General features: G+C 60.3%; 11 protein-coding genes. All 11 read right to left on the bottom strand.

What is annotated here, in order from left to right; all coding sequences use genetic code 11:
* Window positions 1-101: 101 nt before the first annotated feature.
* Window positions 102-956: a D-hexose-6-phosphate mutarotase gene (locus ATI02_RS01935; RefSeq protein WP_100845297.1), complete on the bottom strand. Its 855-nt coding sequence runs from the start codon at window positions 954-956 to the stop codon at window positions 102-104.
* Between the two features lie 114 nt (window positions 957-1,070).
* On the bottom strand, window positions 1,071-2,420 hold the full coding sequence (locus tag ATI02_RS01930; protein ID WP_100845296.1) for a carbohydrate porin: 1,350 nt from the start codon (window positions 2,418-2,420) through the stop codon (window positions 1,071-1,073).
* 193 nt (window positions 2,421-2,613) lie between these two features.
* Window positions 2,614-3,774, bottom strand: coding sequence for an ABC transporter ATP-binding protein (locus ATI02_RS01920; protein WP_100845295.1), 1,161 nt, complete (start codon window positions 3,772-3,774; stop codon window positions 2,614-2,616).
* Between the two features lie 2 nt (window positions 3,775-3,776).
* Window positions 3,777-4,622, bottom strand: coding sequence for a carbohydrate ABC transporter permease (locus tag ATI02_RS01915; protein ID WP_007917872.1), 846 nt, complete (start codon window positions 4,620-4,622; stop codon window positions 3,777-3,779).
* A complete protein-coding gene (locus ATI02_RS01910; protein ID WP_095188053.1) occupies window positions 4,615-5,523 on the bottom strand; it encodes a carbohydrate ABC transporter permease in 909 nt (302 codons plus the stop codon). The genes ATI02_RS01915 and ATI02_RS01910 overlap by 8 nt, the downstream gene beginning before the upstream one ends.
* 146 nt (window positions 5,524-5,669) lie before the next feature.
* Window positions 5,670-6,971, bottom strand: coding sequence for an ABC transporter substrate-binding protein (locus ATI02_RS01905; RefSeq protein ID WP_100845294.1), 1,302 nt, complete (start codon window positions 6,969-6,971; stop codon window positions 5,670-5,672).
* Window positions 6,972-7,090: 119 nt separating this feature from the next.
* On the bottom strand, window positions 7,091-8,350 hold the full coding sequence (locus ATI02_RS01900; RefSeq protein ID WP_100845293.1) for a D-mannose isomerase: 1,260 nt from the start codon (window positions 8,348-8,350) through the stop codon (window positions 7,091-7,093).
* A gap of 223 nt (window positions 8,351-8,573) precedes the next feature.
* Window positions 8,574-10,043 carry an ATP-binding protein gene (locus ATI02_RS01895; RefSeq protein ID WP_095188050.1) on the bottom strand — a complete coding sequence of 490 codons (1,470 nt, stop codon included), beginning with the start codon at window positions 10,041-10,043 and terminating at the stop codon, window positions 8,574-8,576.
* Window positions 10,033-10,764, bottom strand: a complete 732-nt coding sequence (locus tag ATI02_RS01890; protein ID WP_042560610.1) for a response regulator — start codon at window positions 10,762-10,764, stop codon at window positions 10,033-10,035. The genes ATI02_RS01895 and ATI02_RS01890 overlap by 11 nt, the downstream gene beginning before the upstream one ends.
* A 178-nt stretch (window positions 10,765-10,942) precedes the next feature.
* Entirely contained in the window at window positions 10,943-11,902 is a 960-nt protein-coding gene (locus tag ATI02_RS01885; RefSeq protein ID WP_100845292.1) for a glucokinase, read from the bottom strand.
* Window positions 11,899-13,725, bottom strand: coding sequence for a phosphogluconate dehydratase (gene edd, locus ATI02_RS01880; protein ID WP_095188048.1), 1,827 nt, complete (start codon window positions 13,723-13,725; stop codon window positions 11,899-11,901). Before edd ends, ATI02_RS01885 begins: the two co-directional genes overlap by 4 nt.
* Window positions 13,726-13,737 lie beyond the last annotated feature (12 nt).

Here is a 13,737-nt window from a genome sequence, read left to right as displayed (position 1 = left end):
GCCTCTTCGCGAGCAAGCCCGCGCCCACATTTGGAATGCATTCCCCTGTGGGAGCGGGCTTGCTCGCGAAGGGGCCAGCCGATTCACCACAAGATTCCGAATCAGGCCGCTGCCCACGCCTGCAAACTCAAATGCGCCTTCTCCCCCGGCGCCAGATGCAGGCTGTCAGTGCCCCCCGCCGCCGCCTCCACACACACAAACTCCGTCACCTCATCCCAACTCACGCCCAACAACGGCCGCGATCCCGGATGCCACACCACCGTATCGCCACTGTCACCGGTATCGATGCACAACTCGCGCTGCCAGGCGTGATCCTTGAGCTGCAATTCGCCGTCATGCTGGAATACCCGCTGACAGCCTCCATCGACCCGCAACTCGCCCTCCTGCTGACAAACCTGGCGGTTCAACTGGTCATAACCTTGCGCGCCTTCGAGCCCAGACAGCGCTATCTCACCGACATCGCCAATACGCCAGTAAGCGTGCAAAGCCTGACTCAACTGGCACGGCATGTCGTCCTGATGCTCGGTGCTCAGGCGTAATTCCATGCGTTCGCCAAGGTGCGCGTGCAGATCAACCTGCCAGTCGCACAGCTGTAATTGCCAGTGCAGGCGTACACCGTCTTCGGCATGGCTGCTGTCGAGCAGTTTCCAGTCAAGCAAACGCGCCCAGCCATGGGACGGCCATGCGTTTTCGCTCGGATGGCGGCCATACCACGGCCAGCACACCGGCACACCACCACGAATGGCACCAACATGCGGCCACTTCGTCGCACACCACAACCACGGTTTCTGCCCGCGTGGCTGAAAGTGCAGCAACTGCGCACCCTGACGACTGAACACCGCCTGACACAGCGGGTGATCGATCACCAACACGTCGCGCATCTGATAGCGCTCCCAGGCGAACACCGGTTGTTCACGCAGGGATTTGAAGAAGCGTTGTAGCGGATGCTCATGCATTTGCCACGATCCTGAACTCGTCTTTCACAGGGGCGCGCCGCCCCCCAAAAAAAAGCGGACAGCCTGAGCTGTCCGCAAATATGCGCACATAGAGAGGAGCTTATCGCAGACGCGTTAGAACGTAGACTGAATTTTCAGGCCCGCGACCAGAGCGTTGTCCACTTCATCCACACCGCCTGGGTGAGTGATGTATTGCAGGTTAGGACGCACGGTCAGCCAGTTGGTGACGTGGAAGCCGTAGTTGATCTCGTAGTTGTATTCGGTTTCACGAATCGGCGAGAACACCGGATTGTCGTAATCCGAAACACCGTTGGAAACGTTCAGCAGCTCGGCATTTTTCTTCACGTCATCGTTGACGTGGATACGCGCCGCGCCGATACCGACGTCATCCTTCGGACGCGCGTCGAACGGGCCTTTGTAGACAAACATCACCGACTGGTAGTTGTCGATGAAGTTGGTCTCCTTGTCGTGGAAGGTGGCGTTGGCCGCGATGTTCAGACCGCGCGAGGCATCACCGTTGTGGCTGGTGAGTTGCTGTTGCGCCACGAACCAGTAGCCGCTTTTGCTGCTGTGGGTCTTATAAGCATCGCCAGTGGTGGCGGCGTCGAAACCGTTGACGTCTTCACGAACGTCGTCGGCATCGGCCGTACTCTTGTAGTAACCGACACGGTATTCGCCAGGCAGGCTGTTGACCTTCGGCGACCAGACCAATTCAACCGGAAGAACGGTACCTTTGGTGCCGCTGCCGCTGAGCTTGAAGCCGTTGCCGTGTTCCAGCTGCGACGGGTTCTGGTTGTACGCACCGATCTGCGCGTAGAGCTCGTCGTTGATGTTGTACTTCACGCGGATCGCGGCCTGGCTGACAGGCCAGTTGTACCAGATGTTGGTCGCCCAGTTACCCACTTGGGAACCGCAGAACGCCAGGTTCTGGAAGTCGCACGGGAAGGTGTTGAAGTCTTCGCCTTCACCGAAGTAACCGGCCTTGACGTCGAGCTTGTTGTCGAAGAACTGGTGCTGAATCCACAACTGGGTCAGACGCACCATGTGGCCACGACCGTAGACTTCCTGAGACGAGCTCAAGGTACCGGCACGCGGATCGCCCACACGGTCGTTGGAGATGTTGTAGCCGTTACGGTTGGTCAGCTGGATCTTGGCCTGGGTGTTATCCCAGCCCCACAGTTTTTGCAGATCCAGTGCCACGCCCAGGCCAAACTGGTCGGCGTAACGCGCGGTCTTGTCGTCGTTGTAGCCACCGTTCAGGTTGCCTCCGACTTCGCCAACGTAGTCGGCCTTGATGTCGATACCTTGCTCGATCAGCTTGGTCCGCTCGCCACCCCAGTCGCCGGTCATCCATTTGGAATCGGAACTGAAGGCATCGGCAGCCATTGCATTACCGGCCAGCACCAATGCCGCCGCAGCTGACACTTGGCAGATCAACCGGGCATTGACGTGTTTCATTTTCATCCCTACTTCCTCGTCTTTATTGTTATTAACTGTTTTTATCTAACGCGGTTTACATAAAGTGCGGCGAATGACAGGCCATTCACCGCGTGCTCCCCTGTGGGAGCGGGCTTGCTCGCGAAGGCGTCGTGTCAGTCAGTACATGTGTTGCCTGACACTGCGCTTTCGCGAGCAAGCCCGCTCCCACATTTGTTCCTCAGCGGCCCTTGAATTGCGCCACGTTCGCAGACCGCGCATCGGTCTGTGGTTGACCGGCAACACCCAGCCGTTCGCCAGTCTTGGCATCGAACAACAACACTTTCGACGGATCGAACTGCAACGTCAGGCTCTCGCCCACCTGCGGCGCCACGTCCGGCGCCAGGCGGCAGCAGACCTTGGTGTCGTTCAGGTTGACGAACACCAAGGTGTCCGGACCGGTCGGCTCGGTGACCTGCACTTCAGCGCGAATACTCGGCAGGCCATTGCCCTCGCCGCTCGCCAGAACAATCTGCTCCGGGCGCAGGCCGAGAATCACTTCGCGATCTTCCAGCCCGGCGTCCTGCATGCCCATCGGCAACTCGCAACGCGCCTGACCACTGTCGAGCAGCGCCAGCAGACGACCGTCCTTGCGTTGCAGGCGCAGCGGAATGAAGTTCATCGGCGGCGAACCGATGAAGCTCGCCACAAACAGGTTGGCCGGATCGTTGTAGATGTCTTTCGGCGTGCCGAACTGCTGGATGATGCCGTCCTTCATCACCGCAACCTTGTCGCCTAGGGTCATCGCTTCGATCTGGTCGTGGGTCACGTAGACCGTGGTGGTTTTCAGGCGCTGGTGCATCAGTTTCATTTCGGTGCGCATCTCGACGCGCAGCTTCGCGTCGAGGTTGGACAGCGGTTCGTCGAACAGATAAATCTTCGGCCGACGCGCCAGCGCACGGCCCATCGCCACGCGCTGTTGCTGACCACCGGAGAGTTGGCCCGGCTTGCGATTGAGCAGGTGTTCGATCTGCAACAGCTTGGCCACGCGGGCGACTTCTTCGTCGATTGCCGACTGCGGCATCTTGCGAATCTTCAAGCCGAACTCGATGTTCTCGCGCACGCTCATGGTCGGGTACAGCGCGTAGGACTGGAACACCATGGCGATGTCGCGATCCTTGGGGCTCATGCCGCTGACGTCCTGGTCACCGATCATGATCGCGCCGCCGGTGATGGTTTCCAGACCCGCGATGCAGTTCATCAGGGTCGACTTGCCGCAGCCCGACGGGCCGACAAGGATCAGGAACTCACCGTCCTTGATCGACAGTTCGATGTTCTTCAGGGTGTCCGGCAGGCCGGCACCATAGGTTTTGTTTACGTTGCGAAGTTCGAGCGTAGCCATGATTACCCCTTGACTGCGCCGGCCGTCAGCCCGCGCACGAAATACTTGCCTGCGACCACATAGACCAGCAGGGTCGGCAGGCCGGCGATCATCGCCGCTGCCATATCCACGTTGTATTCCTTGGCGCCGGTGCTGGTGTTGACCAGGTTGTTCAGCGCCACGGTGATCGGTTGCGAATCGCCGCTGGAGAACACCACACCGAACAGGAAGTCGTTCCAGATCTGGGTGAACTGCCAGATCAGGCAGACCATGATGATCGGCGTCGACATCGGCAGAATGATCCGGCGGAAAATCGTGAAGAAACCCGCGCCATCCAGACGTGCGGCCTTCACCAGTGCATCGGGAATGCTCACGTAGTAGTTACGGAAGAACAGCGTGGTGAACGCCAGACCGTAAACCACGTGGATAAACACCAGGCCGGTGGTGGTGCTGGCCAGACCCATCTTGCCGAGGGTGAACGAGGCTGGCAGCAGCACGGTCTGGAACGGCAGGAAGCAGCCGAACAACAGCAGACCAAAGAACAACTGCGAACCCCGGAAGCGCCAGAACGACAGCACATAACCGTTCAACGCACCAATGGCGGTGGAGATGATTACGGCCGGCACGGTGATTTTGATCGAGTTCCAGAAGTACCCGTCAACCGTGGCCCAGGCCTTGACCCAGCCGATGCCGCTGACCACGGTCGGCCAGCTCAGCAGGTTGCCGGTGCTGATGTCTTCCGGGGTCTTGAAGCTGGTCAGCAACATGACCACCAGCGGCACCAGATAAAGCAGAACGGCGAGGATCAGCACCGCGTAGATCGCGATGCGACTCAGGCTGATCGCAGGTTTGGCAGCGAGACTAGTCATTACGCTTGGTCCTCAGCTCGGAGTACAGGTAAGGCACGATGATCGCGAGAATCGCACCGAGCATCAGAATCGCACTGGCCGAGCCCATGCCCATCTGGCCGCGACTGAAGGTGAACGAGTACATGAACATCGCCGGCAAATCGGAGGAGTAACCCGGGCCACCGGCAGTCATTGCCGCGACCAGGTCGAAGCTCTTGATTGCGATGTGCGCCAGAATCATCACCGCACTGAAGAACACCGGACGCAGGCTTGGCAGCACCACTTTCCAGTAGATGGTCGGCATGCTCGCGCCGTCGATCTGCGCCGCACGGATGATCGATTGATCAACGCCACGCAGGCCGGCGAGGAACATCGCCATGATGAAGCCCGAGGCTTGCCAGACAGCGGCAATCACCAGGCAGTAGACCACGCGATCCGGGTCGATCAGCCAGTCCAGACGGAAGCCTTCCCAGCCCCAGTCACGCAACAATTTGTCCAGGCCCATGCCTGGGTTGAGCAGCCATTTCCACGCGGTACCGGTCACGATCATCGAGAGCGCCATCGGGTACAGGTAAATGGTGCGGATGAAACCTTCACGACGGATACGCTGGTCGAGGAACACCGCCAGCAACACGCCGATCACCAAGGTGATGCCGATGAACATGCCGCCGAACAGCGCGAGGTTCTTGCTCGCGACCCACCAGCGATCGTTGTCGAACAGCCGCTGATACTGCGCCAGACCGGCCCACTTGTAGTTGGGCAGGAACGTCGAGGTCGTGAACGACAGCACGAACGTCCACAGGATGTAGCCATAAAAGCCCACCAGCACGATGAACATGCTCGGCGCCAGCACCAGTTTCGGTAGCCAGCGTTGCAATGCATCGAACGGCGAGGCTTTGCTGAACACAGCAACAGAACTCATGGGGAAATCCAGAATAAGATGACAAAGGCATTCCCTGGTGGGAGCGAGCCTGCTCGCGAAGGCGTGGTATCAGTCGACACATCGGTTAACTGACACACCGCTTTCGCGAGCAGGCTCGCTCCCACAGGGTTCGAGCCTGCTTTTGGTTATTTGGCCGACTTGATCGCCGCGCCGAGTTTCTTGGCGGTGTCAGCCGGGTCGGCTTTCGGGTCGTTGATGTAGTTGGTCACTACGTCAAAGAACGCGCCTTGCACGGCCAGCGTGGTCGCCATGTTGTGCGCCATGCTCGGCTGCAAACCGCCGGACTTGGCGTCGGCCAGGAAGTCCTTGGCAGCGGTCTGTGCGCAGGAGTCGAAACCGAGTTTCTCCATGTCGTTCAACATGTCGATACGTACCGGGATCGAGCCTTTGTTGATGCTGAAGACTTTCTGGAAGTTTTCACCCAGCACGACTTTGGCAATGTCCTTCTGACCCGCGGCAGTGCCGGCGTCTTTCTGCTTGAACACAGCGAGGGAGTCGATGTTGTAGGTGAACGCCTTGTCGGTGCCCGGGAAGGCTACGCACTGGTAATCCTTGCCGGCGATTTTCTTCGCGGCAGTCCATTCGGACTTGGCCCAGTCACCCATGATCTGCATGCCGGCCTTGCCGTTGATGACTTTGGCCGCTTCCAGGTTCCAGTCCTGGCCTTTGCCGTCGGCGTCCATGTAGGTCGCGACTTTCTTCAGTTCGGTCAGGGCCTTGACCATTTCCGGGCCAGTCAGCGCAGCGTTGTCCAGATCGACCAGGGCTTTCTTGTAGCCATCAACACCCATGACCGAGAGCACAACGGCTTCGAACACGGTGCTGTCCTGCCAAGGCTGACCGCCGTGAGCCAGCGGGATGAAGCCCGCAGACTTGAGCTTGTCGCCAGCGGCGTAGAATTCTTCGAGGGTGGTCGGGGCTTTTTCGATGCCGGCTTTCTTGAAGACTTCCGGGTTGATCCACAGCCAGTTCACACGGTGAATGTTCACCGGCACGGCCACGTAATCACCGTCGTACTTCACGGTATCGGAGACTTTCTTGTCGAGCAGGCTGTCCCACTTTTCCGACTTGGCAACGTCTTTCAGAACGTCGGTGTCGAGCAGGCCGGTCGACGCCCATTCCTGGATGTCCGGGCCTTTAATCTGGGCAACGCCTGGCGGGTTGCCGGCAACTGCACGGCTTTTCAGCACGGTCATGGCAGTCGCACCGCCACCACCGGCGACTGCGCCGTCTTTCCAGGTGAAACCGTCTTTTTCGACTTGGGCCTTGAGCACATCAACGGCAGCTTTTTCGCCACCGGAGGTCCACCAGTGCACGACTTCCACCGAACCTTTGGATTCGGCAGCGGAAACACTGAGAGGCAGAATTGCGAGCGGGAACAGGGAGGCGACAGAAATGACAGTAGCGAGGCGAGAAATCGCATTCATCTGAGATGTACCTTTCTTGTTGTTATGCGTTGCAAGTCTGGTGCTTGCGCTGCACAGGAGTTTAAACAGGGCGATTCCCCTCGCAGGTAACGAAGGGACGCGCGAATGTCACCACATGGTTACACAGGAATGCTCTGGGACAACTGTGCCAGCGCAGTGGCCATGCTCGGCGCCAAGGGTAGGCGCGGAATCAGCACCGCTTGCCAGGCGTGATACAGATCGGGTTTGCCCGGCCAGATATCGGCACTTGGAGTGTTTTGCGGATTGAGTTCGTGATGCCAGCTGCCGTCGCAGCGGTCGATGAAATTCACTTCGCAAAAATCCCAGAACAGTCGGTACCAGGTTTCGTATTGCTCATCGCCGGTGCGCTTGAGCAAAGCGCTGGCCGCGGCGCTGGCCTCGGCGTGCGTCCAGTGCAGGCGATGGCGGACCACGGCTTGGTTGTTCCAGTCGAGGGTGTAGACGATGCCCGGTGCACCATCGACGTTCCAGCCGTGACGGCAATTGTGTTCGAACAGTTTTTGCGCGTCGGTGGCTAGCCAGCCTGGCGTCAGCATGCCTGCCTGAACCCGCGCGGCTTCAAGGTGCAGCAACAGCCGCGCCCACTCAAAACCATGGCCCGGCGTGGTGCCGTAAGGGCGGAAACCGTCGGCCGGATTGTCCTGGTTGTACTCGCACAGCGGCTGCCAGTTTCGGTCGAAGTGTTCGATGACCATGTAACCGTTGGCGGCGGCGTGACCGTGGATCACACGCTCGACAATGCGTTGCGCACGTATCAGCCAACGCGGATCTTCGGTGACATCGGCCAGGGCGAGAAACGCTTCGGTGGCGTGCATGTTGCTGTTGGCACCGCGATAGGCTTCTTCTTCGCTCCAGTCGCGGTTGAAGAATTCGCGCATGGCGCCCTCTTCTTCGCTCCAGAAATACGTGTCGATGATGTCGATGGCGTCATCCAGCAAAGCCTGGGCGCCGGGACGTTGTGCGACCACGGCGGAACTCGCCGCCAGTGCAACGAACGCGTGCAGGTAGGCGTTCTTGCCGGTGTTGCCATCGCGGTGTTCAGCCACTGCAAACCAGCCACCGTGCAGGGCATCACGCAACGGCCCGCGCAGGGCTGCGATGCCGTGATCGACCAGCTCGGCAAAACCCGGCAGGCCCTGAATGTGGGCCATGGCGAAACTGTGCGTCATGCGCGCGGTGTTCATGGTTTCGGCCTGCGCGTGCGCCGGCAACTGGCCGCGTTCGTCGAGGTTGCCAAAGCCTTCGGGCAGCTTTGCAGCCTTGGCGAAATCCAGCAGGCGCACGCCTTCGGCGGCGAGCCATTGCTGGTGGGCAGGGGCATTCAGCCAACTGCTGAAGCCTGGGTGGAAGAGATCCATGGGTGGCCTTTTTTGTTGTTATGACTGCGGGGAGTCTAAACAACGGGCCGGGGTGGGCTTGTAACGAAGGGGACGGGTTTTGTCACCGATCTGTGACATTTGTGTTGAATGTGCCGACGCCTTCGCGAGCAAGCCCGCTCCCACATTCGACCGCATTCCTTCAGTTGGAACACGGTCGAATGTGGGAGCGAGACTGCTCGCGAAGAACGTTAACGCGGTCTGACTAGTCAACACTGCGCGGCAGTTGCAACGTCACCCGCAACCCACCCTCGCGCAAATTCTGCAACGTCACCTCACCACCATGGCTATGGGCAATGTTGCGCGCAATCCCGAGGCCAAGCCCATACCCCTGCTGCTGCCCCGCCAACCTGAAGTGCGGCTCAAACACCTGCTCCAGCCGCTGCTCCGGCACGCCCGGGCCTTCATCGTCGACGTGCAGGACAAACGCACTTTCATCGTCATCGATATGCAAATGCGCGTTCTGCCCGTACTTCAAGGCGTTGTCGATCAGGTTGCCGATGCAGCGTTTCAACGCCAGAGGCTTGCCCGGATACGCTGCCAGCGCCCGGCCATGCTGGGTCACGCGGCCATTGCCGTTGGGCGCCAGGTATGGCTCCACCAGACAATCGAGCACATGGTTGAGATCCACCGGTTCGATGTTCTCGTGAATATCGGTGTCCTTCACGCATTGCAGCGCGCCTTTGACCAGCAGTTCCAGCTCATCCAGATCGCGGCCGAATTTGGTTTGCAGTTGTTCGTCTTCCAGCAGTTCGACGCGCAGACGCAGGCGGGTGATCGGCGTGCGCAAGTCGTGGGAAATCGCACTGAACAACTGGCTGCGCTCGGTCAGGTAACGGCTGATACGCTCGCGCATGGTGTTGAACGCACGCCCCACTTCGACCACTTCACTGCCGCCGCCCTCGGCCACCGGTTCGACGTCGGCGCCCAGCGACAGGTCCCGCGCCGCGCGGGCCAGACGCTTGAGCGGCCGGCTCTGCCAGTGCACCAGCAAACCGATGAACAACAGCAAAAAGCCGCTGGTGAGCACGATAAACCACACCTGCTGCGAAGGCAGGCCTTGCTCTTCAAGGCTGGTGTAGGGCTCGGGCAACAGCGAGGCGATGTACAGCCATTCGCCCGGCGCCATCTGAATCTGCGTGACCAGCACCGGTGGATTCACCGGCTCCAGGGTCAACGCGTAATGCGCCCAGGAACGCGGCAGCTCATCGAGTTTCAGCCCGGCATTGAAGATGCGCAGATCCTCGGGGCTGACGAAGGTCACCGAGATGTCGGTGTCATGGCCGAGCGATTGACGCAGCACTTCGTCGACCGCTTTCATCACTGCCGCTTTGCGCGGTGTGACCGGCAAAACGTCCATGCCCAAAGGTTTGTCGTTGAGTGTTACGACAAACCGCGTGCCGCCCATGCTGCGCAATTGATCAAGCACAAGCGGCCGATAGGCCACCGGCAGGGAACGGAAGTAACTGACGCTGGCGGTCATCGAATGGGCAAGGCTGCGAGCGCTGGTGACCAGCCCTTCGAGTTGGGTGGCGCGTAGTTGCGAAACCCAGATCACGCTCGACAAGGTTTGCGCGAACAACACCGCCAGCAAGGTCAGCAGCAACATTCGCCCAAGCAGTGAGCGTGGCACCGGCACCCTGGCGGCGAGTTTGCGCAGCGACTCAGTGACCATTGCCGGCAACCACGTTGGCTGCCAGTTGGTAGCCGCTGCCGCGCACGGTGCGGATCAGCCGAGGCGGTTTTTCCGTGTCACGCAGGCGTTGGCGCAAGCGGCTGACGGCCATGTCGACGATCCGATCGAGCGGCATCAGATCGCGGCCACGGGTGGCGTTGCCGATGGTGTCGCGGTCGAGGATTTCCTGCGGGTGGTCGAGGAACAGTTTTAGCAGGGCGAAATCGGCGCCGGAGAGAATCACTTCTTCACCGTCAGTGTGGAACAGGCGATGGCTGACCATGTCCAGCCGCCAATCGTCGAAGGCCAGCACTTCGCTGCCGCTGCGTTCCTGACCGAATTGCGCGCGGCGCAGCAGGGCCTTGATCCGGGCTTGCAGTTCACGAGGGCTGAAAGGTTTGCCGAGGTAGTCGTCGGCGCCGAGTTCCAGACCAATCACGCGGTCAGCTTCGTCAGAACTGGCGGTGAGCATGATGATCGGCACCTGCGCCTGACGCGGATGCTGGCGCACCCAACGGCAGAGGCTGAAGCCGTCTTCGTCGGGGAGCATGACATCGAGGATCACCAGATCGCTCGGCGCCTCGTTGAGTGCCTGACGGAAACTGGCGCCATCGGCTGTGGCCCGCACCTGAAACCCGGCGCGGGTCAGGTAGGTTTCCAGCAACTCGCGTATTTCCTGGTCGTCATCGACCAACAATATCGACTTGTTGACTGAGCTCACTTCGAAGGCATCCTTGTTGTTGGAATTGGGGCGGATTATGCCTTAAGCATCGAACTTACAAACACCACAGAACCACTGTGGGAGCGGGCTTGCTCGCGAAAGCGGTGTGTCAGTCACCTTGATGTCTCTGATACACCTCTTTCGCGAGCAAGCCCGCTCCCACAATTTTTACCGTATTTCAGGTCGGGATTGATTGATCCAGGGCCACACCCGCGCCCACCAGGCCGGAATACGGCGCCGTCACCAGCCACACCGGAATCCCCTTGAAGTAATCGCTCATGCAGCCCTTGTCGGCGAAGCTGTGGGCAAAACCGCTTTCGACGAAGAAATCGGCAAAGCGTGGAATCACGCCACCGACGATGTACACCCCACCCCGACCGCCAGTGGTCAGCACGTTGTTGCCCGCGACACGCCCCAGCCAGCAGCAGAACTGTTCCAGCACTTCCAATGCTATCGGATCACCCGCAAGGCCTGCCGCCGTAATCGCTTCCGGCGTATCGAGTGTCGGCTCATGCCCGTCCACTGCGCAGATCGCCCGGTAAACCCGTGGCAAACCACCACCGCTCAACGCAGTTTCCGCGCTGACATGGCCGATCTCGTTATGGATGTGCTGCCACAGCTGGGTTTCACGCGGACTGCTCAACGGCAGATCGACGTGACCGCCCTCGCCCGGCAAAGCAGCAAAACGACCTTCACCGAGATCGAGCAGGGTGCCGACGCCGAGGCCAGTGCCCGGGCCGATCACCACCGCCGGCCGCAACGGCTCCGGCGTGCCTGCGCAGACCACGCGGAATTCGTCGGGCTGCAAACGGGTCATGCCCAGCGCCATCGCCGAGAAGTCGTTGACCAGCAACAACCGTTCGACCTGCAAGGTTTTGCAAAACGCCGTGCGGCTCAAACGCCAATGGTTGTTGGTGAACTTGAACTCATCACCGCTGACGGGACCTGCCACCGACAGGCACACCGAACCGATCGAACCTGGCGCCAGACCCAGCCCGCTCAGGTAGAGGCTGATCGCCTCCTCCGGGCTGGCGTGGTCGGCCGTGGCCAGCACTTGAATCGATTCGAGCTGCTGATTTTTCCACAACGCAAACCGCGCGTTGGTGCCTCCGATGTCACCGACCAAAGCCAGTTTCAATTAAGCGTCTCCAGGGCAGAAGTGAAGGCGCTGGCCCCCTGCTCCGCCGAGCTGAAGGCCAAACGCATGAAGCCGAACAGTTCGCGACCGCTGCCGATGTTGTTGCCCAACAGGCCTTTGGCAGGTTCGCGTGCGGCAAATTCTTCGGCGTCCACTTTGAGTTCCAAAGTACCTTTGACGCCATCGACGCGGATGATATCGCCCTCTTGCACGCGCGCCAAAGCGCCGCCGACATAAGCTTCAGGACTGACGTGGATCGCCGCCGGGATTTTCCCCGAGGCGCCGGACATACGCCCGTCGGTGACCAGCGCAACTTTGAAGCCGCGATCCTGCAGCACGCCGAGGAACGGCGTCATCTTGTGCAGCTCGGGCATGCCGTTGGAGCGCGGGCCCTGGAAGCGCATCACCGCGACAAAATCCTTCTCCAGCAAACCGGCCTTGAACGCATCGGCCAGATCCTGCTGATCCTGGAACACCATGGCCGGTGCTTCGACGATCTGGTTTTCCAGGGCCACGGCCGAGACTTTCATCACGCCGCGACCAAGGTTGCCTTCCATTACGCGCAGACCGCCCTCCGCCGAGAACGCGCGGGCGACTGGACGCAGGATGTTTTCGTCGAGGCTGTCGACCGGGCCTTCGCGCCACACCAGTTGACCGTTATCGAGGAACGGCTCTTTGGTGTATTTGCTCAAGCCGTGGCCAAGCACGGTGTTGACGTCTTCGTGCAGCAAGCCCGCAGCGAGCAGTTCGCGGATCAGGAAGGACATGCCGCCAGCGGCCTGGAAGTGGTTGATGTCGGCTTTGCCGTTCGGGTAGACGTGACTCAGGGTCGGCACGACTTCGGAGAGGTCGGCCATGTCCTGCCAGGTCAGTTGAATGCCCGCCGCCATGGCGATGGCCGGCATGTGCAGGGTGTGGTTGGTCGAACCGCCGGTGGCGTGCAACGCGACGATCGAGTTGACCAGCGACTTCTCGTCGACGATTTCGCCGATCGGCATGAAGTTGCCATTCTGTTTGGTCAGGCGCGTGACCTGATGCGCGGCTTCGCGGGTCAGGGCATCACGCAGCGGCGTGTTCGGGTTGACGAAAGACGCGCCCGGCAAGTGCAGGCCCATGACTTCCATCAGCAACTGGTTGGTGTTGGCGGTGCCGTAGAAGGTGCAGGTGCCCGGGCTATGGTAGGACTTCATCTCCGATTCCAGCAGCTCTTCGCGGGTCGCCTTGCCTTCAGCGTACTTCTGCCGCACGTCGGCTTTTTCCTTGTTGGAAATCCCCGAAACCATCGGCCCGCCCGGGACGAAAATCGTCGGCAGATGACCGAAACGCAGCGAGCCCATCATCAGGCCCGGCACGATCTTGTCGCAGATGCCGAGCATCAGCGCGCCATCGAACATGTTGTGCGACAGCGCCACTGCCGTGGACATGGCGATGACTTCGCGGCTCGGCAGGCTCAGTTCCATGCCCGGCTCGCCCTGGGTCACGCCGTCGCACATCGCCGGTGTACCGCCGGCGAATTGGCCGACCGAACCGATTTCGCGCAGGGCGTTCTTGATTTGTTCAGGAAAGACTTCGTACGGCTGATGCGCCGAGAGCATGTCGTTATAGGAAGAAACAATGGCGATGTTCGCCGAGTTCATCATCCGCAGGCTGTGCTTGTCTTCGCTGCCACACCCGGCCACGCCATGGGCGAAGTTGGCGCATTGCAGCTTGCCGCGCATCGGGCCGTCAGTGGCGGCGCCGCGAATCAGTGCAAGGTAAGCCTGACGCGTGGCGCGGCTGCGGGCGATAAGCCGTTCGGTGACCTCAAGAACGCGGGGATGCATGTGTAGAACTCC

The organism is Pseudomonas baetica (assembly GCF_002813455.1).
Taxonomy (GTDB): domain Bacteria; phylum Pseudomonadota; class Gammaproteobacteria; order Pseudomonadales; family Pseudomonadaceae; genus Aquipseudomonas; species Aquipseudomonas baetica.
This window is presented reverse-complemented; position numbering and strand designations above follow the sequence as displayed.

Excerpts from the sequence above, each read along its gene's own strand:
- ATI02_RS01935 (WP_100845297.1), bottom strand. The coding sequence starts at position 956 with ATGCATGAGCATCCGCTACAACGCTTCTTCAAATCCCTGCGTGAACAA.
- ATI02_RS01930 (WP_100845296.1), bottom strand. The coding sequence starts at position 2,420 with ATGAAAATGAAACACGTCAATGCCCGGTTGATCTGCCAAGTGTCAGCT.
- ATI02_RS01920 (WP_100845295.1), bottom strand. The coding sequence starts at position 3,774 with ATGGCTACGCTCGAACTTCGCAACGTAAACAAAACCTATGGTGCCGGC.
- ATI02_RS01915 (WP_007917872.1), bottom strand. The coding sequence starts at position 4,622 with ATGACTAGTCTCGCTGCCAAACCTGCGATCAGCCTGAGTCGCATCGCG.
- ATI02_RS01910 (WP_095188053.1), bottom strand. The coding sequence starts at position 5,523 with ATGAGTTCTGTTGCTGTGTTCAGCAAAGCCTCGCCGTTCGATGCATTG.
- ATI02_RS01905 (WP_100845294.1), bottom strand. The coding sequence starts at position 6,971 with ATGAATGCGATTTCTCGCCTCGCTACTGTCATTTCTGTCGCCTCCCTG.
- ATI02_RS01900 (WP_100845293.1), bottom strand. The coding sequence starts at position 8,350 with ATGGATCTCTTCCACCCAGGCTTCAGCAGTTGGCTGAATGCCCCTGCC.
- ATI02_RS01895 (WP_095188050.1), bottom strand. The coding sequence starts at position 10,043 with ATGGTCACTGAGTCGCTGCGCAAACTCGCCGCCAGGGTGCCGGTGCCA.
- edd (WP_095188048.1), bottom strand. The coding sequence starts at position 13,725 with ATGCATCCCCGCGTTCTTGAGGTCACCGAACGGCTTATCGCCCGCAGC.